The organism is Bosea sp. F3-2, from assembly GCF_008253865.1.
Classification (GTDB): Bacteria; Pseudomonadota; Alphaproteobacteria; order Rhizobiales; family Beijerinckiaceae; genus Allobosea.
Map to the genome: position 1 here is coordinate 1,825,820 of NZ_CP042331.1, position 22,426 is coordinate 1,848,245.

Annotated in this window: 22 protein-coding genes; 5 read left to right on the forward strand and 17 right to left on the reverse strand. The window is 66.3% G+C overall.

All coding sequences use genetic code 11. The annotated features are described in order from the left end of the window. Positions 1-115: 115 nt before the first annotated feature. On the forward strand, positions 116-739 hold the full coding sequence (locus FQV39_RS08470; protein WP_149129887.1) for an alpha/beta hydrolase: 624 nt from the start codon (positions 116-118) through the stop codon (positions 737-739). 454 nt (positions 740-1,193) lie between these two features. Here the strand turns inward: FQV39_RS08470 and FQV39_RS08475 are convergent, their stop codons facing one another. The 3 genes from FQV39_RS08475 to FQV39_RS08490 form a co-directional block, all read right to left on the reverse strand. Further along, positions 1,194-1,940: a class I SAM-dependent methyltransferase gene (locus FQV39_RS08475; protein WP_187640218.1), complete on the reverse strand. Its 747-nt coding sequence runs from the start codon at positions 1,938-1,940 to the stop codon at positions 1,194-1,196. A gap of 238 nt (positions 1,941-2,178) precedes the next feature. Continuing rightward, positions 2,179-3,102 carry a DMT family transporter gene (locus FQV39_RS08480; protein WP_149129889.1) on the reverse strand — a complete coding sequence of 308 codons (924 nt, stop codon included), beginning with the start codon at positions 3,100-3,102 and terminating at the stop codon, positions 2,179-2,181. A gap of 348 nt (positions 3,103-3,450) precedes the next feature. Next, a complete protein-coding gene (locus FQV39_RS08490; protein ID WP_149129891.1) occupies positions 3,451-5,607 on the reverse strand; it encodes a sodium-translocating pyrophosphatase in 2,157 nt (718 codons plus the stop codon). Positions 5,608-5,634: 27 nt separating this feature from the next. Here FQV39_RS08490 and FQV39_RS34120 point away from each other — a divergent pair, with 27 nt between their 5' ends. Next, positions 5,635-5,766: a hypothetical protein gene (locus FQV39_RS34120; protein ID WP_282570280.1), complete on the forward strand. Its 132-nt coding sequence runs from the start codon at positions 5,635-5,637 to the stop codon at positions 5,764-5,766. Positions 5,767-6,086: 320 nt separating this feature from the next. Here the strand turns inward: FQV39_RS34120 and allE are convergent, their stop codons facing one another. From allE to nrdR, 8 genes are read right to left on the reverse strand one after another with little or no spacing between them, the layout of a single operon-like run. Continuing rightward, the gene (gene allE, locus FQV39_RS08495) at positions 6,087-6,887 is read right to left on the reverse strand and encodes a (S)-ureidoglycine aminohydrolase (RefSeq protein WP_149129892.1); all 801 of its coding nucleotides are present in this window, start codon (positions 6,885-6,887) and stop codon (positions 6,087-6,089) included. Between the two features lie 31 nt (positions 6,888-6,918). Further along, positions 6,919-8,121 (reverse strand): MFS transporter, encoded by a 1,203-nt coding sequence (locus FQV39_RS08500; protein WP_149129893.1) that lies wholly within the window; start codon positions 8,119-8,121, stop codon positions 6,919-6,921. Positions 8,122-8,158: 37 nt separating this feature from the next. Next, a complete protein-coding gene (thiL, locus tag FQV39_RS08505) occupies positions 8,159-9,154 on the reverse strand; it encodes a thiamine-phosphate kinase (protein WP_149129894.1) in 996 nt (331 codons plus the stop codon). After that, positions 9,154-9,621 carry a transcription antitermination factor NusB gene (gene nusB, locus FQV39_RS08510; RefSeq protein ID WP_149129895.1) on the reverse strand — a complete coding sequence of 156 codons (468 nt, stop codon included), beginning with the start codon at positions 9,619-9,621 and terminating at the stop codon, positions 9,154-9,156. Before nusB ends, thiL begins: the two co-directional genes overlap by 1 nt. Further along, on the reverse strand, positions 9,618-10,127 hold the full coding sequence (gene ribH, locus FQV39_RS08515) for a 6,7-dimethyl-8-ribityllumazine synthase (protein ID WP_149129896.1): 510 nt from the start codon (positions 10,125-10,127) through the stop codon (positions 9,618-9,620). Before ribH ends, nusB begins: the two co-directional genes overlap by 4 nt. 34 nt (positions 10,128-10,161) lie before the next feature. Continuing rightward, complete coding sequence (locus tag FQV39_RS08520) at positions 10,162-10,809, reverse strand: riboflavin synthase (RefSeq protein ID WP_149129897.1); 648 nt, start codon at positions 10,807-10,809, stop codon at positions 10,162-10,164. Continuing rightward, positions 10,809-11,939 carry a bifunctional diaminohydroxyphosphoribosylaminopyrimidine deaminase/5-amino-6-(5-phosphoribosylamino)uracil reductase RibD gene (gene ribD / locus FQV39_RS08525; protein ID WP_149129898.1) on the reverse strand — a complete coding sequence of 377 codons (1,131 nt, stop codon included), beginning with the start codon at positions 11,937-11,939 and terminating at the stop codon, positions 10,809-10,811. The genes FQV39_RS08520 and ribD overlap by 1 nt, the downstream gene beginning before the upstream one ends. Further along, on the reverse strand, positions 11,932-12,441 hold the full coding sequence (gene nrdR, locus FQV39_RS08530; protein ID WP_149129899.1) for a transcriptional regulator NrdR: 510 nt from the start codon (positions 12,439-12,441) through the stop codon (positions 11,932-11,934). The genes ribD and nrdR overlap by 8 nt, the downstream gene beginning before the upstream one ends. Positions 12,442-12,624: 183 nt before the next feature. Here nrdR and FQV39_RS08535 point away from each other — a divergent pair, with 183 nt between their 5' ends. Further along, positions 12,625-13,584: a hypothetical protein gene (locus FQV39_RS08535; RefSeq protein WP_149129900.1), complete on the forward strand. Its 960-nt coding sequence runs from the start codon at positions 12,625-12,627 to the stop codon at positions 13,582-13,584. Positions 13,585-13,606: 22 nt separating this feature from the next. Here the strand turns inward: FQV39_RS08535 and glyA are convergent, their stop codons facing one another. Both glyA and FQV39_RS08545 read right to left on the reverse strand, forming a co-directional pair. Then, the gene (glyA, locus tag FQV39_RS08540; RefSeq protein WP_149129901.1) at positions 13,607-14,905 is read right to left on the reverse strand and encodes a serine hydroxymethyltransferase; all 1,299 of its coding nucleotides are present in this window, start codon (positions 14,903-14,905) and stop codon (positions 13,607-13,609) included. A 125-nt stretch (positions 14,906-15,030) separates the two neighbouring features. Beyond that, entirely contained in the window at positions 15,031-15,495 is a 465-nt protein-coding gene (locus FQV39_RS08545; protein WP_149129902.1) for a helix-turn-helix domain-containing protein, read from the reverse strand. Between the two features lie 68 nt (positions 15,496-15,563). On the opposite strand from FQV39_RS08545, the gene FQV39_RS08550 reads away from it, so the two are divergent. Then, complete coding sequence (locus FQV39_RS08550) at positions 15,564-16,769, forward strand: MFS transporter (RefSeq protein WP_149129903.1); 1,206 nt, start codon at positions 15,564-15,566, stop codon at positions 16,767-16,769. Between the two features lie 56 nt (positions 16,770-16,825). On the opposite strand, the gene FQV39_RS08555 is transcribed toward FQV39_RS08550, so the two are convergent. From FQV39_RS08555 to FQV39_RS08575, 4 genes are all read right to left on the reverse strand, one after another. Beyond that, positions 16,826-18,070 carry a L,D-transpeptidase family protein gene (locus tag FQV39_RS08555; protein ID WP_149129904.1) on the reverse strand — a complete coding sequence of 415 codons (1,245 nt, stop codon included), beginning with the start codon at positions 18,068-18,070 and terminating at the stop codon, positions 16,826-16,828. Positions 18,071-18,369: 299 nt separating this feature from the next. Then, positions 18,370-18,882 carry a transcriptional regulator LdtR gene (gene ldtR, locus FQV39_RS08560; RefSeq protein ID WP_149133738.1) on the reverse strand — a complete coding sequence of 171 codons (513 nt, stop codon included), beginning with the start codon at positions 18,880-18,882 and terminating at the stop codon, positions 18,370-18,372. A 597-nt stretch (positions 18,883-19,479) separates the two neighbouring features. Then, entirely contained in the window at positions 19,480-19,920 is a 441-nt protein-coding gene (locus FQV39_RS08570) for a DUF6163 family protein (RefSeq protein ID WP_149129906.1), read from the reverse strand. Between the two features lie 2 nt (positions 19,921-19,922). Further along, positions 19,923-20,978: an enoyl-CoA hydratase/isomerase family protein gene (locus FQV39_RS08575; RefSeq protein WP_149129907.1), complete on the reverse strand. Its 1,056-nt coding sequence runs from the start codon at positions 20,976-20,978 to the stop codon at positions 19,923-19,925. Between the two features lie 248 nt (positions 20,979-21,226). Here FQV39_RS08575 and hemB point away from each other — a divergent pair, with 248 nt between their 5' ends. After that, the gene (gene hemB / locus FQV39_RS08580; protein ID WP_149129908.1) at positions 21,227-22,285 is read left to right on the forward strand and encodes a porphobilinogen synthase; all 1,059 of its coding nucleotides are present in this window, start codon (positions 21,227-21,229) and stop codon (positions 22,283-22,285) included. The last annotated feature ends 141 nt before the right edge of the window (positions 22,286-22,426 follow it).

A 22,426-nucleotide genomic window follows, 5' to 3' on the forward strand; every position in this document is an offset into this window, starting at 1 on the left:
GCAACCGGCGGGCGGCAGGAGATCACGCGGGCCGGACGACCGGCCCGCAGCCCGACCGCCCTACCCGCCGTTTTCGGGGGCCGGGCGGCTCCGCTTCATGAAGGGAGAGATGACCATGAGCGACACGAAGACCGATACGGATTTCGTCCATGTCTTCGAGCAGGGCAGCGATCCGGCCCGCAAGCCGCTGCTGCTCTTGCACGGCACCGGCGGCGACGAGCGCGATCTCCTCTCGCTCGGCCGCACGGTTGCGCCGGGGGCGAGCCTGCTCTCGCCGCGCGGCAAGGTGCTGGAAGGCACCGCGCCGCGCTTCTTCCGTCGGCTGGCCGAAGGCGTCTTCGACGAGGCCGATCTGCGCCGCCGCACCGATGAGCTGGCCGATTTCGTGCTTAAGGCGCGGGAGCGCTATGGCCTCCCTGCCCCGATCGCGCTCGGCTTCTCGAACGGCGCCAATATCGCCGCAGCGATGCTGCTGCAGCGCCCGGAGGCTCTGGCCGGCGCGGCGCTGCTGCGAGCGATGATGCCGTTCACGGACGCGCCGCGCAGCGCCCTCAACGGCAAGCCGGTCCTGGTGCTGTCGGGGGCGCTCGACCCGATCGTGCCCGCGGCCAATGCCGAGGGCCTGGCTTGCCAGCTCGAGGACAGCGGCGCGCAGGTGGAACATCGCGTCCTGCCGGCCGGGCATGGCCTCGGCCAGGCCGATCTCGGCCTGCTGCGCGACTGGCTGGCGCGTGTCTGAGGAAGGCGGCGGGTTCTCCCGCCGCCGCTCCGGCACATACTGTCAGCCCGCGAGCGGAACGATGATCGCCAAGGCCACGGCAACGACGACGAGGGCGCGCAGCAGCACGGCGCGGTGACTCGAAAGTGGAACATCCAACGTACGCGACAGAGCACGCATGACCGACTCCCATCAACGCGACAATGGCTGATGGTGACCTAGCGTTAGGTCAATTGGCAAGCGGCGCTGCCCCGGCAAAGGTGGACAACCGCGTTTCAGGCTGTTCGCGGCACCAGGAAAAAGCTGCCAGCGGCTACGCTAGAACCTGCTGATTTTACGCGGAAACACGCCGTCATCCCGGGCTTGACCCGGGATCCATGCCAGAGCGCTTCCGAGGAAGGTTCAGGCATGGATCCCGGATCTCCGCTTCGCTTCGTCCGGGATGACCCGCGCTTCCAGGAAAACGCAGCAGGCTCTAACCTCTGTCCTTGCGGACCACGGCATAGGCATAGGTCGTGACGAGATTCCAGCCGGTGCGGGCCGCAAGCGCGTTGAAAGCGTGGTCGAGCTGCTTCAGGCCCGGCATCCGATCGAAATAGCCGTGCCCCCAGAAGCGCTGAATATGGACGTCGGTGAAGCCGGCCCGGTTCAGCATCGGGGTCAGCAGCGCGGGATTGCCGCGGCACCAGTCATAGAGCGCCGGGAATTTCGGGTCGCCGCCGCCCTCGCGCCGCGCCGGAAAGAGCGCGTGGACGATGGCGCGAGAGGCCGTCTCGGGCAGGATATGGTTCAGCGCGAAGACCGGCGCCCACAGCGTCGGGAAGAAGGTCAGCGCGACACCGCCGGGCGCCAGCAGCGCGTTGATGTTGCGCCAGGCCTGCTCGACGCCGTCGATATGCTCGAAGACCATGCGCGAGACCATCATGTCGTAGCTTCCGCGCGCGACATCCGGCTCCGAAAGATCGCCAGCGATATCGAAGCAGGCCGTCTTCAGGCCCGGCGACGTCAAGGCAAGCTCGCCGGCGTCGATATCGTTGACGATGAACTCGATGCCGGCGGCCGCCGCCTGTTCCTTCGTGAACAGCGGATCCCGCCCACCGCCGATCTCGCAGATGCGGCGCAGGCCGAACTGGCGCGCCAGGGCGAGGATCGTCGGCTCGTAATTGTCCCATGCCCATTGCGAGTGCCAGTCCGGCCCAACGCGCTGAAAATATTCGGCCATGGAGCCCGTTGCGGGCCCTAAGGCCCGCGAGGCCGGCTGCAGGCGAGCCGGCGCCATGCTTGCCAGGGACATGATTGCTTTCGCCTCCGAGTGCTCGCGCTTCGGCATGTAAAATGATCCGGACCCCAGGCTCCCGCAATCTTAGTCTTAATGCAGGGTTAACTGAGGAACTGTCCGTCACATGGGACAAGGTCTCTCCGCAGGAGTTTCCCACGCAGCGAACGGCGCCTCTGCAGCGTCAGCGCGACGTGTCGGGGCGCTCAGGCAATGTCATCGCCACCACTCCGAGCACGACAAGGCCGAGACCGGTCCAGGCCGTCGAACTTAACCTCTCCCCGAGGAAAACGATGCCGATGGCCACGCCGATCGGCACGCGCAGATAGGACACGGCCGTGGTCCCGACCGAACCGAGCGTGCGGATCAGGCGGAAATAGATCGCGAAGGCAAGCGCCGTCGAGAAGACCGAGAGCGCCAGCAACGCCAGGATCGAATCCTGCGACGGTGCCAGCATCCAGGGCCGATCGACGATCAGCGCCGCTGGGATCAGCAGCGCCGTGCCCGTCAGCATCGAGCCCGCGGCCGGCAATAGCGGGTCCAAGCCGGCGAAATTGCGCCCGAAAAGCGCAGCGCAGGCATAGGCAACGGTCGCCGCGACGATGGCGAGTTGCGGCAAGACCGCATGGCCGAGGCCGGAGAAGGCATCGACGCCGACGATCAGACTGACGCCTGCTATGCCGGCCGCGACTCCAAGTCCCTTGCGCCAGTCCGGGCGCTGTCCCCGCATCAGCACCAGCGAGATCAGGAAGACGAAGACCGGCGTGGTGCCGTTGAGGATCGAGGCAAGGCCTGCATCGACGCTGCGTTCGGCCCAGGCGATCAGGGTGAAAGGCACGACGCTGTTGAGCAGGGCCTGCGTCAGAAAGCGCCGCCAGATGGTCGCGTCCCGCGGTATCCGCAAGCCGCGCCAGCGAATGACCGCGAGCAGGATCAGGCCCGCGATCAGCGTGCGCGCGGCGATCAGGGTCAGCGGCGGGATCGTCTCCACGCCGATCTTGATGAAGGTGTAGGAGCCGCCCCAGAGCGTGGCGAGCAGGAGCAGCAGGGCGAGTTCGGTAGAGCGGTTCGGCACGGCGGCCGGGCTATCGAGCGCTTGCGTGGACATGGTCTCTCCTCGGGTTGGCGAGACCATGCCAGCAACAGCGCGCGACAGCATGCGGCAACACTACGGTTTCGGCCGTAGCCTGCGAGCTTGATTCAAGAGGTTGCCGAGTTGATTCAAACGGGGCGCACAAGCCGTTGATCTGAAATTCCTTTCTGGCATCAACTCGAACGGCGATGCCGGCCGTCATTGCGAGGAGCGAAGCGACGAAGCAATCCAGGGGGACTGGGCAGAACGTCTCACCAATCCCCCTGGATTGCTTCGCTCCGCTCGCAATGACGGCCTTCCCTCGCACCAAAGAAGAACCCGCGGCTTTCGCCGCGGGCTCGATTGCTGGAAGGATGTTTTCGATCAGGAATGCGCCAGGATCGCCAGCAGCAGAAGAGCGATGATGTTGGTGATCTTGATTGCGGGATTCACGGCGGGGCCCGCCGTGTCCTTGTAGGGGTCGCCGACGGTGTCACCGGTGACCGAGGCCTTATGCGCTTCGGAGCCCTTCATATGGCGCACGCCGTTCTTGTCGACGAAGCCATCCTCGAAGCTCTTCTTGGCGTTGTCCCAGGCGCCGCCGCCCGAGGTCATCGAGATCGCGACGAAGATGCCGGTGACGATGACGCCCAGCAGCATGGCGCCGACGGCGGCGAAGGCCTGGTTCTTGCCGGCGATGGCGTTGATGACGAAGAAGGTCACGACCGGCGCCAGGACCGGCAGAAGCGAGGGTATGACCATCTCCTTGATCGCGGCGCGGGTCAGCATGTCGACGGCGCGGCCGTAATCGGGCCGCTCAGTGCCTTCCATGATGCCGGGCTTTTCACGGAACTGCCTGCGCACCTCCTCCACCACCGAGCCGGCGGCGCGGCCGACCGCCGTCATGGCGATGCCGCCGAACAGGAAGGGGATGAGACCGCCGAGCAGCAGGCCGACGACGACATAGGGGTTCGACAGGGTGAAATCGACCGTGACCCCCTTGAAGTACTGGTAGTTGCTGGCGCCCGCCTTGTTGGCCTCGGCGACGAAGTAGTTCAGGTCCGAGGTGTAGGCGGCAAAGAGCACTAGCGCACCGAGGCCAGCCGAGCCGATCGCATAGCCCTTGGTGACCGCCTTCGTCGTGTTGCCGACCGCATCGAGCGCGTCGGTGGAGCTGCGCACCTCCTTGGGCAGGCCCGCCATCTCGGCGATACCGCCGGCATTGTCGGTGACCGGGCCGAAGGCATCGAGCGCCACGACCACGCCGGCCAGCGCCAGCATGGCGGTGGTGGCGATGGCAATGCCGAACAGACCGGCGAGGCCATAGGCGATGATGATGCCGGCGACGATCACGATGACCGGCGCCGCCGTCGCCTCCAGCGAGACCGCAAGGCCCTGGATGACGTTGGTGCCATGGCCGGTGACCGAGGCCTGGGCGATCGAGACGACCGGGCGCTTGCCGGTGCCGGTGTAGTATTCGGTGATGACGACGATGCAGAGCGTGACGGCCAGGCCGACCAGCGCGCAGCCGAAGAGCTTGCCCGAGGAGAAGCTGACCCCCTGCACGGTGGTGAAGGAGGCCGAGAAGCCGCCGAACATCAGATAATTGACCGCCGCGATCGCGCCGACGGAGAGCACACCGGCGGCGATGAAGCCCTTGTAGAGCGCGCCCATGATCGACTGGTTGGCGCCGAGTTTGACGAAGAAGGTGCCGATGATCGAGGTGACGATACAGGCCGCACCGATCGCCATCGGATAGAGCATCATCGTGCCCAGCACCGGCTGGCCGGCGAAGAAGATCGCCGCGAGCACCATGGTTGCAACCAGCGTCACCGCATAGGTCTCGAACAGGTCGGCCGCCATGCCGGCGCAGTCGCCGACATTGTCGCCGACATTGTCCGCGATGGTCGCAGGATTGCGCGGGTCGTCTTCCGGGATGCCGGCCTCGACCTTGCCGACGAGGTCGGCGCCGACATCGGCCCCCTTGGTGAAGATGCCGCCGCCGAGACGGGCGAAGATCGAGATCAGCGAGGCGCCGAAGCCCAGCGCCACCAGCGAATCGATCACCGTGCGGCTGGAGGGCTCGAAGCCGAGATAGGAGGTCAGGATGCCGTAGTAGACGGCGACGCCGAGCAGCGCGAGGCCGGCGACGAGCATGCCGGTGACGGCGCCCGCCTTGAAGGCGACGTCGAGCCCGTCACCCAGCGACTTCATCGCCGCCTGGGCCGTGCGTACATTGGCGCGGACCGAGACGTTCATGCCGATGAAGCCGGCCGCGCCGGAGAGCACGGCACCGATCAGGTAGCCGATGCCGACCCATTTGCCGAGCAGATAGGACAGCACCACGAAGACCACCACTCCGACCATGGAAATCGTGAGATATTGGCGCTTGAGATAGGCCTGCGCGCCTTCGGCCACCGCGCCGGAGATCTCCTGCATGCGCTGGTTGCCGGCATCGCGCTTCATCACGTCGCCATAGGCCCAGATGCCGTAGGCTATCGACAACGCACTCAATATGATGATGAGAGGCAGAGCTGACATTCGTTTTCCTGACCCTAGAGGCGGTTGGTGACCATGGACAAGCTCTGGGCGCAGGCGATTTTGCCCGAGTGCCAGGAACTCGATGCGGCCAAGCCTTCCGGCTTGGCCGTGGCGGGCGACGCCGCAATCGGGCAAAAGCGCCGCGCCGCCACGCGGTGAGGTGAAACCGGGCGGCTGCGGCGTCGCACCGCTTGCCGATACAAAGGTATCGGCGGCACGATGCTCCTGGCATCCGACCGATTTGACCTCACCCAGAGCTTGTCCATGGTCACCAACCGCCTCAAAGCTTCCGAGCCGTCGGGAGCGCTGCCGCTCCTCTTTTGCAGCGTTGGACGTCAGGCAACGAAAAACGGGCCCTGAAGACTACAAGGCCCGCTCCGCGTCGCCAGTGTCAGGCGAATTTGTGGCAAGTTTCGTCGAAGAGCGCAAACGGCGCGCCTAACAAATTTTGTCGGATGTCAGGCGAGCCCTGTCGCGGCTCAAAGCGCAACGTCGCGGTTGACGTTCTTGTAGAGCAGATAGCAGGCGTCGTCGTGGCCGGTCGGATAGAATTGCTGCGGGCAATAACCGCCCATCCAGATGAAATCCTGCGCCCAGATCTCGTGCCATTCTTCGCCGAGCAGGTAGAGCCCCTGCCCTTCCAGCATGTAGAGGCCGTGCTCCATGACATGCGTCTCGACTGCCGGGAAGCAGACTCCCGGCTTGAACCACATCAGGTTCATCTCGAAATCGAATCGCATGTCGCCATAGGGCAGCAGGAACTGGAAGCCGCGCCCTTCCTTGCCGGTGTGATTCGTCATCGGCACAGCGTCCTGATGCGACAGGATCGGCTCGGGCACCGTCAGGCTAGGCGCGGGCTCATGGCGCTTGCGGAGCGCAAGGACTCGGACGGGCTCGCCACTCTCGTTGCGCAGCGTGAACGGCGTGGCCGGCGGCAGATAGGCGAAGCCGCCCGGCGCCATCCCTTGTGCCGCAGCGCCATCGATCGACAGAGCGACCTCGCCCGACAAGACGTAGAAGAAGTGCTGGACGCTGTCTTCGCTGAACGCAGCCAGCGTTCCGCCGCCCGGCGCGATCTCGAGAACATACTGGGCAAAGGCGGCTCCGAGGACCGGCGCAGCGAGAACGCGGACGATGGTGTCCTTGTATTGCGGCAGGCGGCTGATCAGAACGCCTTCCGGCGGCATGAAGGCGTAGTTGGAACGCACCACGCCGCGGTTATGGCCGATCGCCCCCGGCGGCACGCGGCCGGTCGCGGGCGGAAATGCGCGATTGGTCATCGAAAACTCCCGGGAGAACGCGCCTGGCCCTTCAAGCGACGGCCGGGCGCTGGAGACGCGCCCAAGCCACCATCGCCAGCGCGATGGCCACCGGCGGGAAGACGAGCCAGTTCACACTGTCCCAACCACCATGGCTGAGCAAGCCGCCGGCCGAGAAGGAGGCGATGGCGACCGAGCCGAAGACGAGGAAGTCGTTAGCGGCCTGCACCTTCACCCGCTCTTCCGGCCGGTAGCAATCGGTGACCAGCGCGGTTGCACCGATGAAACCGAAATTCCAGCCGAGGCCGAGCAGAATCAGCGCGAGCCAGAAATGGCCGACGCTGAGGCCGGTGAGGCCGACGACGGCGGCGAGCGCCGTCAGGACAAGGCCGACCGAGGTGATCGTGCCCTTGCCGAAGCGGGCGATCAGCCGGCCGGTGAAGAAGCTCGGCCCGAACATTGAGAGCACATGCCACTGGATGCCGAGCGCGGCATCGCCGACCGAATGGCCGCAGGCAACCATCGCCATCGGCGCGGCCGTCATGACGAAGCTCATCAGCCCATAGGCGACCAGCGAAGCCGTGACCGAGGCGATGAATTTCGGCTGACGCATGATCTCGCCGAGCGGGCGCCCCCCGCCGGAACGAACCGCCCCGACCCGTGGGGCACGCAGGCGGGAGACGATCAGGATGGCGATCAGAGCCAGAGCACCCTGCGCCAAGAAGCTCGCGGCAAAAGGCGCGGACGGTGTGAGATCGCGCGTCCAGTAGACCGATTGCGGCCCGATGATGCCCGCCGCAAGACCGCCGAACATCACCCAGGAAATGGCGCGAGGCCGAAACTCATCGCTCGCCGTATCGGCGGCGGCGAAGCGATAGCTCTGGACGAAGGAGCCGTAGAGCCCGCAGACGAAGGTGCCGAGGCAGAACAGCCAGAACAGGCGCAACGTCGCACCGCCGGCGGCGAGGCTTGCTCCCGTCGCGCCGACGAGTGCGCCGATCAGGTAGCCGCTGCGCCGCCCGATTCTGCGCATCACCATCGCAGCCGGAATCACGCCAACGGCAATGCCGAGCTGGAGCAGGCTGACCGGCACCGTGGCGAAGGCCTTGTCGGCCACCAGCTGCGCACCGACGATGCCGCCGAGCGAAACGATGATCGCGGGGTTGGCACCGCCGAGCGCCTGCGCACCGGCAAGGACCAGCGCGTTGCGCTTCGCGAGCCTGTCGCCATCGAGGACCGGAACATGCTGGTTCATCACAACGCCGCCTCGCGGTCGCCGTGACGCGCCGCTTTCAGAAATGGGAGAAGGAGCCTTGCGCGAAGCTGCGCGCCCCGCCCTTCTCGCTATATGTCACTACGCCGGCCTCGGCGGTGATCCGTCCGATGAGCGTCAACGGAAGCATGATCTCCTCCGCCGCCGTAATCAGAGCAGGATATTCCCCTTCCGATGCCGTACAGAGAATTTCGTAGTCGTCTCCGCCGGTCCAGGCCAGTTCCGCCAGCGCGGGATCGGCCATGAGCGCGGCGCGGGCCGCAGGCGAGAGCGGGACGGAATCGAGATCGATCTCTGCGCCGGCGCCGGAGGCCTTCAGCAGCTTGGCGAGATCGCCGACAAGCCCATCGGAGACGTCCATCGCGGCGGAGGCATGGCGCTGCAGCGCCTGCGCGAGCGCGTAGCGCGGCTGCGGATGCAGATAGCGGTCCGCGAGGAACGCCCGGTCTTCCGCGCCGAGCAGGGCGACCCAGCCCGGCTTGTCCGGGCCATGCGCCTTCAGGCCGAGCGCGCCATCGCCGATGCTGCCGGAGACGAGCACGACATCGCCCGGCTTCGCTCCCGAGCGCTTGACCACCCGTCCTGCCGGAACCGTGCCGAAGGCGGTGATCGACAGGGTGAGCGGCCCCGTCGTCGAGACGGTATCGCCACCGATTAGCGGGCAACCCGCCGCTTCGGCCATGCGGGCGAGGCCGGCCACGAAGCCGGCGAGCCAGACTTCAGTCCAGCCGCGCGGCAGGGCGAGCGTCAGGACGAAGCCTTCGGGCTTGGCGCCCTTGGCGGCGAGATCGGAGAGATTGACGGCAAGCGCCTTCCAGCCGATCGCCTCGGGCGGGTCATCCGGGAAGAAGTGGACGCCGGCGACGAGCGCGTCGGCCGTGACGACGACCTCATAGCCGCGGCCGGGCCGCAGCAGCCCGGCATCGTCGAGGAGACCCAAGCCACCCGGCCCGGCGATCGGCGCGAAATAGCGAGCGATCAGCTCGAACTCGCCGGGGCGGGAGGTTCCGGACATCAGGCCGCCGGAGCGTCGAACTCGTCGGCGCGGAAGTCGCGGGCCATGCGGTCGAGCACGGCGTTGACCATGCCGATCTCCTCGCCCTCGTAGAAAGCGCGTGCAACCGCGACATATTCGGAAATGACGGCACGCGCCGGCACGTCCTTGCGGAAGGCGAGCTCATAGGCGCCCGCGCGCAGGACCGCGCGCACCACGGCCTCGACCCGCTTCAGCGGCCAGTTCTTGGCGAGAAGATCATCGACCGTGCGGTCCACCACGCGCTGCTCGCGGACGACGCCGCCCAGCACGTCACGAAAGAAGGCGATCTCGGCCTGCGGCAGCTCGATCTCCTCGACCTCCTTGCCGATCCAGAAGGCCTCGAACTCGGCCATCGCCTCGACGACGCCGCGGCCGCCGACTTCCATCTCGTAGAGCGCCTGCACGACCGAGAGCCGCGCGCCGCGCCGCTTCTCGGCCCGGCTCATTGCGATTGCTCCGCCAGGGAGCGCTTGTAGCGCAGGACGGCCAGCGCCGCTTCGGCCGCGCCGCCACCCTTGTTCATGTCGGCGCGGTTGGCGCGGGCCCAGGCCTGCGGCTCGTTCTCGACGGTCAGGATGCCGTTGCCGAGCGGCAGCGCGAAGGCGACCGAGAGGTCCATCAGCGCGCGCGAGCTCTCGCCGGCGACAATGTCGTAATGACCGGTCTCGCCACGGATGACGGTGCCGAGCGCCACGACGGCCTCATAGGGATCGACAGCCTCGTCGGCGGCGCGCAAGCCGATGACGATGGCGGAGGGGATCTCCAGCGCGCCGGGAACGGTGACGACATCGACGCGGCAGCCGGCCTCTTCCAGCACCGCCACGGCGCCGGCGAGCAACTCATCGGCGAGCTTATCGTAGAAACGCGCCTCGACGACGAGGACGCGGGCGCCGTCGATCTCGACGGCCAGAGTTGCGGCCTTGTCGGCCGAGGTCTGCCGGGGTCCGGCCATTTCTTCTATCCTTCTTGGAATGTGATCGGGCTCGTTACCCTTGCGGGCGCGCCTCCGCAAGCCGTGCGGCGTAGCGCGCCATCAGATCGACCTCGAGATGGACGGGATCGCCCTCCTTGCGCTGCCCCCAGGTGGTGACCGCGAAGGAGTGCGGAATGAGCAGAACGGTGAAGACGTCGCCCTCGACGGAGTTGACGGTCAGTGAGGTGCCATCGAGGCAGACCGAGCCCTTGGTCGCGATGAAGCGGGCGAGATCCTGCGGCGCGCGGATGTGGAAGCGCGCCGTCGCGCCCCAGGGCTCGTCCGGATCGGCCTCGATCGCGTCGATCTTAAGGATGCGCGCAACGCCATCGACATGCCCCGTAACGAGATGGCCGCCGAGTTCCTCGCCGACCTTGAGCGAGCGCTCCAGATTGATCTGCGTTCCGGGCACCCAATCGCCGACAACCGTCTTTGCCAGCGTCTCCGCCGCGGCCTCGACCTGGAAGAGGCAGCCGGGCGCGCCATCCGTGCGGGGCTTGAGCGCCGTGACCGTCAGGCAGACGCCGGCACAGGCGATCGAGGCGCCGATCGCGATGCCTTCTGCATCATAGGGGCAGGCGATGGCGAAGCGCTTGAGGCTCGGCCCCTTGCGCTCGACCTCCACGACCTCGCCGATGGCGGTGACGATGCCGGTGAACATCAGCCTCTCCTCACGAAATGCTCGAAACGGTCCTGACCGATCAGCCCGGTCTCAGCAAGGGCGTATAGATCGGGGTCGGCCAGCAGGCCGGCAAGTCCCGGACGCACGGCAACGACGCCGGGCTGCCCCAGCGTTTTTGGCGAGGTCGAGACGATCACCTCATCCGCGAGGCCGGCCAGCGCCAGCTTCTCGCCGATGCGCGGCCCCCCCTCCGAGAAGACGCGGGTGATGCCGCGCGTGCCGAGCAGGTTCAGCGCCTCGCGCAGATCGAGATGGCCGTCGGCTCCCACCGATACCCGCATGACCTCGACGCCGGCCGCGACCAGCGCCTCTTCAGGCTCGACCGGCGCGGTCTCGGCCGCGATCACCCAGACCGGCACCTCGCGCGCCGTGCGCGCGAGCTTCGAAGCAAGCGGCAGGCGCAGATGCGTGTCGAGGATGACACGGATGGGCGAGCGTTCGGCCAGACCGGGCAGGCGCACGGTGAGCTGCGGGTCGTCCGAGAGCACCGAATTGACGCCGAGCATGATCGCATCGTGATGGGCGCGCTGCAGATGCACCCAGCCGCCCGCGACCGGGCTGGACACGGCGATGGGCGTGCCCCCTTCCCCGCCTGCATAGCCGTCTGCCGTGCGGGCGATCTTGAAGGTCACCATCGGCCGCCCCTGCGTAATGCGCAGGACATGGCCGCGATGCGCCCGCCGGGCCTGGTCTTCGAGGACGCCGACGACGACCTCGATGCCGGCCGTGCGCAGCAGCGCGTGCCCCAGCCCTGCGATGAAGGGGTTGGGGTCCGACATCGCCGAAACGACCCGCTTCACGCCCGACAGGATGGTGTGCTCGACGCAGGGGATGCCGCCACGCAGCGAGCGATGCGAGCAGGGCTCCAGCGTGACGTAGAGCGTGCCGCCCATCGACGCAGCCCCGGCTCGGGAGAAGGCATGCGCCTCGCCATGCGGCCGCCCGCCGGGCTGGGTCAGGCCACGGGCGACAACGACCGGCCCATCGTGGGTGTCGCGTGTGACGATGGCGCCGACAGAGGGGTTCGGCCAGGTCGCGCCGAGATTGCGGGCGCCATAGGCGAGCGCCTGGGCCATGAAGGCGCGGTCGACCGCGCTGCGATCAGTCATCGTCGCGCGGAGGCCTCTCGCGCAGGGCCGCGACGGAGGCGGCCTCTTCCTCGCCACCGCCCAGCTGGCCGAGCAGCTCCTCGAAATCCTTGGCCTCGCGGAAGTTCTTGTAGACCGAGGCGAAACGGACATAGGCGACGTCGTCGAGGCCTTTCAGCCCCTCCATCACCAACTCGCCGATGGTCGAGCTTGGAATCTCCGCCTCACCCGAGCTTTCGAGCTGGCGGACGATGCCATTGACCATGCGCTCGATGCGCTCCGGCGCGACGGGGCGCTTGCGCAGCGCATGCGCGATCGAGGTCTCCAGCTTGTCGCGGTCGAACGGCGCGCGCCGGCCCGAGCGCTTGACCACCGTCAGCTCGCGCAGCTGCACGCGCTCGAAGGTGGTGAAGCGGCCGCCGCAATCGGGGCAGACCCGGCGACGGCGGATCGCGGCGTGGTCGTCGGTGGGACGGGAATCCTTCACCTGCGTGTCGAGAGAGCCGCAATAGGGACAGCGCATCCTGCAAATCCTTGGAATGGCCTGCCGGAAGGCGCCACTCGACTCTTCAGTGACTAACGCCGGCGTCGTATACCAGCAAAAAACGACGACATGGCCTCAGGCCCGTCGAATGAACGTTCCGCCGCCTGCAGGAGACAAAGCCAGTAAGCCCGAAATCCTTCGCGACGAACCGGAGCATCTAGCATGGCAGAGAATGGAAGCAATGTCGGCGATGCCTTCGGCGGGCTTGTCGTGCTGTCATTCGACCTTCTTGACGACGAGATCCTCAGATTCCCCGAACGGCTCGCCGAGGTCCTCAAGGACCCGACCGTGCTGGCGGCGGCTCAGACGCGCCTGCTGAGATTCGCGAATGAGAAACTGCAGAGCCAGACGACACAGCTCTCGGCCGAGGATATCCAGAAGCTTCGGTCGATCGGCGACGACGTCCTGTCCAAGGCATCCGACGAATATTTCAGCCAGATCAAGAAATCGCCGAAGTACAAGGCCCTCGAGAAGCAGATCAACGGCTTCAAGGAAGCGCTCGGCTCCTCCGCGCTCGGCGTCTGGGTCGATCGCCACAAGGGCATCGTCTATGTCGTCGGCGCCGCACTCGCGGTCGGGGCCGGCGCAGCCCTCTTCGTCACCAAGCCCACGAATGCGGCCGTGACGCTGGGCCTGCAGCAACTGGCGAAGCTGAAGTTCGAGGTGGTCAAGCTCGGCGCGCTGAGGCTCGGCGTCGGCAGAATCATCTTCGACCCGACGGCGGAGCTGGTCGGCGCCAAATTGACCGGCAAGGTGAATTGGGAGCGTCTCAAGCTCGACCTCTCGCTCCAGGTCGTCACCAAAGCGGCCGCGGTGAGCGAGGTCGAGGGCGAGGTCGTCGTGAAATACGGCTCCTTCGACCTGACCGGCATCGTCAAGAAGGACATGACCAAGCCGGCCGTCGACCTCTCTCTGAAGCTGGGGGCGAACTGGGACGCGTTCAACCTCGCCGTCGCCGCCCAGGTCAAGGACAGGCAGCCGGGCGTCAGCGGCTCGCTCGACTACAAGTTCAACAAGAACTTCGACCTGAACGCAGAGCTGAGCCAGGGCAAGCGCAATGACTTGCCCGGCAACCCAGCGGAGACCCTGTTCATGCTCAAGCTGACTGGCCGGTTTCCCTGAGGCGCTGCGCCGGCCGCCCCGCTCAATAGATCGGGAAGCGCGCCGTCAGCGCCTTGACCTTCGCGGTGACGGCCTGCTCGACCGCGGCATTGCCTTCCTCGCCATTGGCGGCAAGGCCGTCCAGCACCTCGGCGATCAGCTCACCGACCTGCTTGAACTCGGCGATGCCGAAGCCGCGCGAGGTCGCAGCCGGCGTGCCGAGGCGAATGCCGGAAGTAGTCATCGGCTTCTCCGGGTCGAAGGGGATGCCGTTCTTGTTGCAGGTGATGTGGGCGCGGCCGAGCGCCGCTTCCGCCGCCTTGCCGGTCAGCTTCTTCGAGCGCAGGTCGACCAGCATCAGGTGGTTGTCGGTGCCGCCGGTGACGAGATCGAAGCCCTTCGACTTCAGCGTCTCGGCCAGTGCCTTGGCGTTGGCGACGACGGCATGGGCGTAGGCCTTGAACTCCGGCTGCAGCGCCTCCTGGAAGGAGACCGCCTTGGCGGCGATGACATGCATCAGCGGGCCGCCCTGGATGCCCGGGAAGATGGCCGAGTTGATCTTCTTCGCCAGCGCCTCGTCATTGGTCAGGATCATGCCGCCGCGCGGGCCGCGCAGGGTCTTGTGCGTCGTGGTCGTGACGACATGGGCATGCGGGAACGGCGAGGGATGCGCGCCGCCCGCGACAAGCCCGGCGAAATGGGCGATATCGACCATGAAATAGGCGCCGACCTTGTCGCAGATCTCGCGGAAGCGGGCGAAATCCCAGTGACGGGCATAGGCCGAGCCGCCGGCGACGATGACCTTCGGCTTGTGCTCGATGGCGAGACGCTCCAGCGCGTCATAGTCGATGAGCTGGTCGACGACGCAGACGCCGTAGGAGACGACGTTGAACCATTTGCCGGACTGGTTGACCGGCGCGCCATGGGTCAGGTGCCCGCCGGCGGCGAGGTCGAGGCCCATGAAAGTGTCGCCCGGCTGCATCAGCGCCATGAAGACGCCCTGATTGGCCTGCGAGCCGGAGTTCGGCTGGACGTTGGCATAGTTGCAGCCGAACAGGCGGCAGGCGCGCTCGATGGCGAGCTTCTCGGCGATATCGACGAACTGGCAGCCGCCATAGTAGCGCCGGCCCGGATAGCCCTCGGCGTATTTGTTGGTCATGACCGAGCCCTGCGCCTCGAGCACGGCGCGGGAGACGATGTTCTCCGAAGCGATCAGCTCGATCTCGTCGCGCTGGCGACCGAGCTCCAGCTCGATGGCGCGGGCGATCTCCGGATCGGCATCGGCCAGCGAGGCGCCGAAGAAGGAGTTCGAGAGGTGCTTGTTCAGCGCGGCTTCGGTCATGTCCGGCTCCTGAAGAATGCGGCGGGTGCGGCCCAGCTCCGTTGCGGCGTCCCCTACCATGGGGCGGAAGGCTGTCCAAGCGATAGATGGACACAGGCTACGCGCGACTGCCCCAGGGCGCAGAATCAGCTTTTCCGCCGCTGCCGTGCGGGCTTGGCCCCCGCCCCTCGCTCCGGCTGCGACGGATGGTAGACGAGCGGCCTTCGTGAGGCCGTCTTCAGGAGCGCACGGAAGGTCGGGCATTCGAGGTGAGTCGGCGCCTGACAATCAGCGACATGGCGCAGCGCATCCCGCAGCGTTCTCAGACCGAGGATCTGACGTTGCAGTTCGTTGGCCTTGGCACGCAATCGCTCGCGCGGAATGTCAGGCTCGTCATTCTCGCCGAACATGCCGGCGATCTCGTCCAGGGAAAAGCCGGCGATCTTGCCGAGGCCGACCAGCGACAGCTTGAGAAGAACATCGGCATCGAATTGCCGCCGCAGCCCGCGCCGGCCCTGCGAACGGATCAGACCGATTTCCTCATAGTAGCGCAGCGTCGAGGGCGGCACCCCGGAGCGCTCCGCGACCTCGCCGATATCCATGAGCGGCATGCTTGACCTCAAGTTGACTTGAATTCGTAGGCTCTCCCGAACCAGCGATTTCAGCAAGAGGAAAAGCCATGGCGAGCATCGAGATCACACGAGGAAAACCGGTCTGGCAGGACGGGCGGGCAGTCGCGCTTCTGATGGCGGCCATGCTCACGACCATGGCCAATGCGACGATCAGCCCGGCGCTACCCGGACTCGAGCGCGCGTTCGCCGATGATCCGAACGCGGCGATGCTGACGCGGCTCTTGGTGCCGGCGCCATCGCTCAGCGTCGCACTCTGCGCGCCCCTCGCGGGAATCGTCGCCGACCGGCTCGGACGGCGCGCCATGCTGCTCGCCGGCGTCGCCCTCTTCGTCATTTCCGGCTGTGCGGGCCTCGTCCTGCCGGACCTGCCGACGATCTTCGCGAGCCGGTTCATCCTCGGCATCGCCGTCGCGCTCATCATGACGGCGCAGACCGCGCTCATCGGCGACTACTTCACCGGTGAAGACCGCAACGCGCTGACGGGCCTGCAAATCTCGGCCCGCAATTTCGGCGGACTCGTCTTCATCTCGCTCGCCGGATGGGCCGCTGCGACATCCCCTCGCCTGCCCTTTGCCATCTACGGGCTTGCCGCCGTCTTCCTGCCCGTGATGTGGCTGGTCATCGTCGAACCGACGCGCGCCTCGCCCAGAAGCGACGCCAAAGCGGCGGATAGCCACGATGGTTCTGCATCTTGGCGCTTCCCGCTCGCCTTGCTGGTGATCCTGCAGGCGGCGACCAACATGATCTTCTTCCTGATGCCGACGCAGATCGCGTTCTTCCTGGAAGCCCAAGGCTACGAGAGCGCGATCATGACCGGCACGGTGCTGGGCATGCTGATGATCTCGGGCGGCTGCTTCGCCCTGCTCTATCCGCGTCTCCAGCGTGTGGGCGGCTATGCGGGGATCTTCGCGCTTGGCTATGCCGCGATGGCGCTCGGCTTCGTGCTGCTGCCGCACGCGGACGCCGTCCCGCCCCTGTTCGCGGCAGCGCTGCTGATCGGCGCGGGCTATGCGCTGGTTTCCCCGAGCTTCGTCGCCCTCGCGCTCAATCTGGCGCCTCCCCAATCCAGAGGCCTTGCCGGCGGTATCCTGACCGCTTCGATCTTCATCGGCCAGTTCTGCTCGCCGCTGGTCAGCACGCCGCTGATCGCAGCGCATGGCTATCGTGGCCTGTTCGAGGGAACCGCGCTGCTTCTCGCAGGCATGGCACTGCTCGCCGGCGGCGCGTTGAGAAGCTGGCGCAAAGCATTCTGACAACAAAAAACCCGCCGGATGACCGGCGGGTTTTCAACGCACAATGAAGGTTGAGATCAGATGTCCTGATCGCCCTGGAGAGCCGCAACCGGCGCCGGGCCAAGGCCATCCTTGTTGTAGATGTCGTCGCGGAACTGCACGCCGCCATCCGCGGTCGCCCAGGCAGTGACATAGACCCAGTAGCAAGCCACCGGATCGGCGATGCGAGCGTTGACGCGCTGGCCGGACTGGATGACCTCGTCGATCTTGGAGCGATCCCAGCCGGGGGTGTTCTTCAACAGCCAGGCGACATAGTCGCGGACGTTCTGGACGCGCATGCAGCCCGAGGAGACGAAGCGGTAGTCGTCGCCGAAGATGCCCTTCGACGGCGTGTCATGCATGTAGACGCCGTGCGGGCTCGGAATGTTGATGCGCACAAAGCCGAGCGAGTTGAAGTCGCCGCCCGGATCCTGCCGGAAGGTGTAGCGCGTCGCTTCGTCCGAGTTCCAGTTCACGCTGGCGGGCGAAATCTCGCCGCCGCTCGGCGAGATGATGCGGATCTTGTTCTCGGTGAGGTAGCTCGGCTCCTTGCGCATCTTCGGGATCAGATCCTTGCGGATGATCGAAGCGGGAACCGTCCAGGTCGGGTTGAAATTGATTTCCGGAATCCGGGTCTGGAGCAGCGGCGACTGGCGGTCGATCTTGCCGACGCCGGCAGCATGGCGGGTCGCGACATGGCCGTTCTCGACCGTCTCCACCGTCGCCGCCGGAATGTTGGCGACGACATAGCGACCGCCGAGATTGCCGGACCAGGTGCGCAGGCGCACGACATTGGTCTCGAGCTGGCGGATGCGGCGATCGATCGGGACATTCAGCGCGACCACGGTGGCGCGGTTGATCGTGCCGGTGGTGGACAGGCCGACGCGCGACTGGAAGCGGCGCACGCCCGCTTCGACATAGGAATCATAGACCGGGCTGTCGCCCGCGGCGGCATCGAGATCGCCGGTGACGATCAGGCGCTGACGCAGAGCCACCACGCCCGGCCCCTTGGCGCCGACACCCATGCGCTCGGGCAGCTGGACCTGCGGCCAGCCGCCTCGGCCGGCGAGATCGCGATAGGCGGCGATCGCCTCTTCTGTGGCCTGCAGCGATTCCGGCGAAAGCATCGGCGTGGAGGAGCGCAGGACGGCGTTGCGCGGACCCGCATCGTAGCTCTGGCGCCACTCTGCTTGCTGCGCGAGCGCCGGTGCTGCTGCGGCCGTGGCGGCACCCGACAGAAGGGCCAGCACGGTTTCGCGGCGGGTCAGGCTCAGTTGCGACATCTCTTCCCTCTTCAAGACTACACGCATGCAGACAGGCCGCACAAAAACGTCGCCGAGATGGCGACGTTCGCTGCAAACTGCCGCAACAACCTCATGGCCGATGACGGTGTCCTAGCACGGTTAACGAGGCGTGATGACAGAGGCGAATTTAGGGCATGGCATGGTTTTGCCCCATGCATGGCAACAAAGTCACAGTCGATGCCGTAGCCCGCGGGAGTCGCGCCGACGCGGCCGGGACGGAGCCCCAGCCGCGCAACAGGCAGGCAGATCGATATAGCCGCCGCCAAGCGACGGATTTCTCAGAGCTTGTAGCGGATCTGGTCGGTCCAGAAGCGCTCCAGACGCAGCAGCGCATTGTTCATGCGCTCGAAGTCATCAGCCGCGATGCCGCCGATCTGCTCGACCGTGCGGACATGCTTGTCGTAGACGCCCTTCACGATATCGTGCACTTCGGTGCCCTTGTCGGTCAGGCTGATCCGGACCGAGCGGCGGTCGATGCGCGAACGGGCGTGGTGGAGATAGCCGAGCTCGACCAGCTTCTTCACATTGTAGGACACGTTCGAACCGAGATAGTAGCCGCGGGTACGCAGCTCGCTGGCGGACAGCTCGGCATCGCCGATGTTGTAGAGCAGCAGGGCCTGCACGCTGTTGACGTCGTCACGGCCGCGGCGCTCGAACTCATCCTTGATGACATCGAGAAGCCGGCGATGCAGCCGCTCCACCAGAGTGAGCGACTCAAGATAAAGAGGCTTCACGTTGAGTTCGGCCTCTTTAGTCTTGGCCACATCCGAAGTCTTGACGCTCGCTTTCATGGTATATCCCGCCTGTTGTGTGTCGGCCAAGATTTGTCTCCTGGTCCGCTTCTGAAAAACACCATAAGCCGGCACGGATGAAAACGAGTTTAAATATCAGGATGAATCAGGGATTTACCGCTTTGGGTGAATCGTAAGTGAAGCCAGAAACGCTTAAGCTAAAGCGATTCTTACCATGACTCGGCGCAATCGAGGGGTCGGGCGCGGCGGTGCGGCAGCAACGGCTACGGTATTCACACATCTGCGCGGAGGGGCATCTTCCCTTCTCCCCTTGCGGGAGAAGGTGGCAGCGCGCAGCGCTGACGGATGAGGGGTCGCGCTGCCCTTTCCGTCATTGCGAGCGCAGCGACGCAATCCAGGGGGCGTAGAGCGCGACGGCCCCTGGATTGCTTCGTCGCTTCGCTCCTCGCAATGACGAGAAGCGTCGCGCAACCCCTCATCCGGCGCTACGCGCCACCTTCTCCCGCACCGAAGTCGGCTGTTGCCGACTTCGGCACCAAGAGCTGCCCATCTCGGGCAAGCCCGAGATGGGTGGGAGAAGGGAAGATGCCCCCTTCGCCAGCGATGTGCGAAGCACGCAGGCCACGAAGTGGAACGCTACTCGGCCTCGTTCTCCGCCGCCCAGGTCGCGAGGAAATAGACCGCCATCAGCCCGATATAGAGCGCGACCAGCCATGCCGTCATCGGCACGAAGCGCGGGAAAAAGAAACTCAGCAGCATCTGGCTGATCGCCGCCAGAAGCCAGAGCACGCCGCCCCAGGTCGAGGTCAGCCAGAGGCCGACCGCGGCGACGAGGTCGATCACGGCGAAATAGACGATGATGGCCTGGTAGCTCAGCAGCCGGTTTTCGAAGGGCGGCTGTGGATTGCCGGGCAGGCCGAAGATCACCGCCCAGGCGGTCAGCCCCTTGGCCAGCCAGAAGGCCGAGAGCAGGCGCAGGAACCAGACGAGCAGGAGCCGCCAGCGCCCCTGACGCTTCTCACCATCCTCGCCAGTCCTCGCGCCACGCAGAGCCTCGCCATCGCCACCTAGCCCCAAGCTCAACCCTCCAGCTTGAGTTCGTCGGCGCCGAGCAGCGCGAAATAGGCGTCGATATCGGCCTGCCGAACGGCGTCGAGGGTCGCCGGCTGCCAGCGCGGCGCCTGGTCCTTGTCGATCACCACGGCACGCACACCTTCATAGAAGTCATGCCCGCGCGCAATGCGCGATACGATGCGGTACTCGGTCCGCATCGCCTCGGCGAAGTCGAGCCCGGCGCCGCGCCGCATCTGCTCGAAGGCGATCGCGACGCTGGTCGGCGATTTCGTGGCGATCGTCTGCAGCAGCTTGCCGGCGAAGGCGCTACCGTTCGCAGCAGCCTTGTCCAGACGCGCGATCACCTCCGGCAAGGTCTCTCCGCCGAAGGCATCCGCGATCACCGCGCGCTCAGCCTGGAGCGGGCCGGGCCCTCGCTGGAGGCTGAAGGCGGCGAGGATCTCGTCGAGCGCGCCACGGCCCGTCAGCGCATCGGCCAGCTCCGCCATCCGCTCGCTCGGCATCCCATGGGTCGCGAGCCCGACCGACAGGGCATCAGCGGCGCCGATGCGCTCTCCCGTCAACGCGAGGAAGCGGCCGAAGCCGTCAGCCAGCCGCGGCAAGGCATAAGTCGCGCCGACATCGGGGAAGAAGCCGATGCCGACCTCGGGCATGGCGAAGAGATAGCGGTCACCGGCAATGCGGTGGCTGCCATGCAGGGAGATGCCGACGCCGCCGCCCATGACGATGCCGTCGATCAGCGCGACATAGGGCTTGGGATAGGTCTTGATGCGGTGGTTGAGGATGTATTCCTCGCCCCAGAAGGCGAGCATCTCCTCGTATCGCCCGACCTTGCCGCAATCATGCAGCCAGCGGATGTCGCCGCCGGCCGAGAAGGCCTTCTCGCTCGTGCTGATGACGACGACACGGGTAACCTGCGGATCGTTCTCCCAGGCATCGAGCGCGCGGGCGAGCTCGCGAACCATGCCGAGGCTCAGCGCGTTCAGCGCCTTCGGCCGATTGAGCACCACGACGCCAGCAGCGCCGCGGATCTCGCAGATGATCTCCTGGTCCTGCGTCATGGTCCGATCCCGCTTCCGTGGGCAGCGGTTCTGGAAGGCGGGGGCAGGCTTGTCAACGCGACGGATCGGCCAGCGCGATTGGGCCTCGCCGCACGGCACCGCCGCTGCGCCCTGCGCCGGGCTGACAGCGGCCTTGCGACCATGCGCCCTGTTTTGGAATGGTTCCGATGTGATATGTAAACAGCTTGCCGACATCGCCCGTTCGACGAATGCCGGGACGTTTTTGTTCACCGCTTGAGGCACAGTTCATGGAATCCCGGGTCGTGCGGCCTTTTCCCGCTCCTCAGTCGCATCTGGACGAGGCGCGCGCCGCGCCGTCGCTCGGGCTCACTCGCCGCATGCGCCGCAACCGCAAGGCCGAATGGTCGCGCCGGCTGGTGCGCGAGTCGGCGCTCACGACCGACGACCTGATCTGGCCGATCTTCCTGATGGATTCGCGCGAGGCTCGCACGCCGGTCGAATGGATGCCGGGTGTCGACCGGCTGAACATCGAGGAAGCCGTGCGGCAGGCGGCCGAGGCTGCGGCGCTCGGCATGCCGGCGATCGCGCCCTTCCCCTATGTCGACAAGACGCTGCGCGACCCGACCGGCTCGGAAGCGCTCAACACGAACAACCTGATGTGCCGCGCGGTGCGCGCCATCAAGGCGCAGGTGCCGCAGATCGGTATCATCTGCGACGCGGCGCTCGACCCCTACACCTCTCATGGCCATGACGGCGTCATGGACGGCGAGCGCATCCTCAACGATGCCAGTGTCGCTATCCTCGTCCAGCAGGCCCAGGCCCTCGCCGATGCCGGCGCCGACGTCATCGCGCCGTCCGACATGATGGACGGGCGCGTCGGCGCGATCCGCGCGGCCCTCGACGGCGATGGCCATGAGGATGTGCAGATCATGGCCTATGCGGCGAAGTACGCCTCCGCGTTCTACGGCCCCTTCCGCGACGCGATCGGCACCAACGCCACGCTCATCGGCGACAAGCGCACCTACCAGATGGACCCGGCCAATACCGACGAGGCGATCGCCGAGGTGATGCTCGACCTCGAGGAAGGCGCCGACATGGTGATGATCAAGCCCGGCCTGCCCTATCTCGACGTGGTGGCGCGAGTGAAGGACCATTTCCGCGTGCCGACCTTCGCCTATCAGGTCTCCGGCGAGTACGCGATGATCATGGCGGCGGCGAACAATGGCTGGCTCGACGGCGACAAGGCGATGCTGGAGAGCCTGCTGGCCTTCAAGCGCGCAGGCGCCGACGGCGTGCTGACCTATTTCGCGCCGCGCGTGGCGAAGAAGCTCAAGGCTGCTGGCTGAGCGGGGCGTCATGCTCGGGCTTGCCCCGGGCATCTCGGGACGAAACGGCGCCTGATCCCGCAAGAGATCCTCGGGTCTGCGCTTCGCTCCGCCCGAGAATGACGTCGCGGTTTCCTTGCCCAAGCGGCAGCGCTACCGTCA

Bases quoted from the DNA above. Each gene is read 5' to 3' on its own strand.
- FQV39_RS08470 (WP_149129887.1), top strand. From the start codon at position 116: ATGAGCGACACGAAGACCGATACGGATTTCGTCCATGTCTTCGAGCAG.
- FQV39_RS08475 (WP_187640218.1), bottom strand. From the start codon at position 1,940: ATGGCCGAATATTTTCAGCGCGTTGGGCCGGACTGGCACTCGCAATGG.
- FQV39_RS08480 (WP_149129889.1), bottom strand. From the start codon at position 3,102: ATGTCCACGCAAGCGCTCGATAGCCCGGCCGCCGTGCCGAACCGCTCT.
- FQV39_RS08490 (WP_149129891.1), bottom strand. From the start codon at position 5,607: ATGTCAGCTCTGCCTCTCATCATCATATTGAGTGCGTTGTCGATAGCC.
- allE (WP_149129892.1), bottom strand. From the start codon at position 6,887: ATGACCAATCGCGCATTTCCGCCCGCGACCGGCCGCGTGCCGCCGGGG.
- FQV39_RS08500 (WP_149129893.1), bottom strand. From the start codon at position 8,121: ATGAACCAGCATGTTCCGGTCCTCGATGGCGACAGGCTCGCGAAGCGC.
- thiL (WP_149129894.1), bottom strand. From the start codon at position 9,154: ATGTCCGGAACCTCCCGCCCCGGCGAGTTCGAGCTGATCGCTCGCTAT.
- nusB (WP_149129895.1), bottom strand. From the start codon at position 9,621: ATGAGCCGGGCCGAGAAGCGGCGCGGCGCGCGGCTCTCGGTCGTGCAG.
- ribH (WP_149129896.1), bottom strand. From the start codon at position 10,127: ATGGCCGGACCCCGGCAGACCTCGGCCGACAAGGCCGCAACTCTGGCC.
- FQV39_RS08520 (WP_149129897.1), bottom strand. From the start codon at position 10,809: ATGTTCACCGGCATCGTCACCGCCATCGGCGAGGTCGTGGAGGTCGAG.
- ribD (WP_149129898.1), bottom strand. From the start codon at position 11,939: ATGACTGATCGCAGCGCGGTCGACCGCGCCTTCATGGCCCAGGCGCTC.
- nrdR (WP_149129899.1), bottom strand. From the start codon at position 12,441: ATGCGCTGTCCCTATTGCGGCTCTCTCGACACGCAGGTGAAGGATTCC.
- FQV39_RS08535 (WP_149129900.1), top strand. From the start codon at position 12,625: ATGGCAGAGAATGGAAGCAATGTCGGCGATGCCTTCGGCGGGCTTGTC.
- glyA (WP_149129901.1), bottom strand. From the start codon at position 14,905: ATGACCGAAGCCGCGCTGAACAAGCACCTCTCGAACTCCTTCTTCGGC.
- FQV39_RS08545 (WP_149129902.1), bottom strand. From the start codon at position 15,495: ATGCCGCTCATGGATATCGGCGAGGTCGCGGAGCGCTCCGGGGTGCCG.
- FQV39_RS08550 (WP_149129903.1), top strand. From the start codon at position 15,564: ATGGCGAGCATCGAGATCACACGAGGAAAACCGGTCTGGCAGGACGGG.
- FQV39_RS08555 (WP_149129904.1), bottom strand. From the start codon at position 18,070: ATGTCGCAACTGAGCCTGACCCGCCGCGAAACCGTGCTGGCCCTTCTG.
- ldtR (WP_149133738.1), bottom strand. From the start codon at position 18,882: ATGAAAGCGAGCGTCAAGACTTCGGATGTGGCCAAGACTAAAGAGGCC.
- FQV39_RS08575 (WP_149129907.1), bottom strand. From the start codon at position 20,978: ATGACGCAGGACCAGGAGATCATCTGCGAGATCCGCGGCGCTGCTGGC.
- hemB (WP_149129908.1), top strand. From the start codon at position 21,227: ATGGAATCCCGGGTCGTGCGGCCTTTTCCCGCTCCTCAGTCGCATCTG.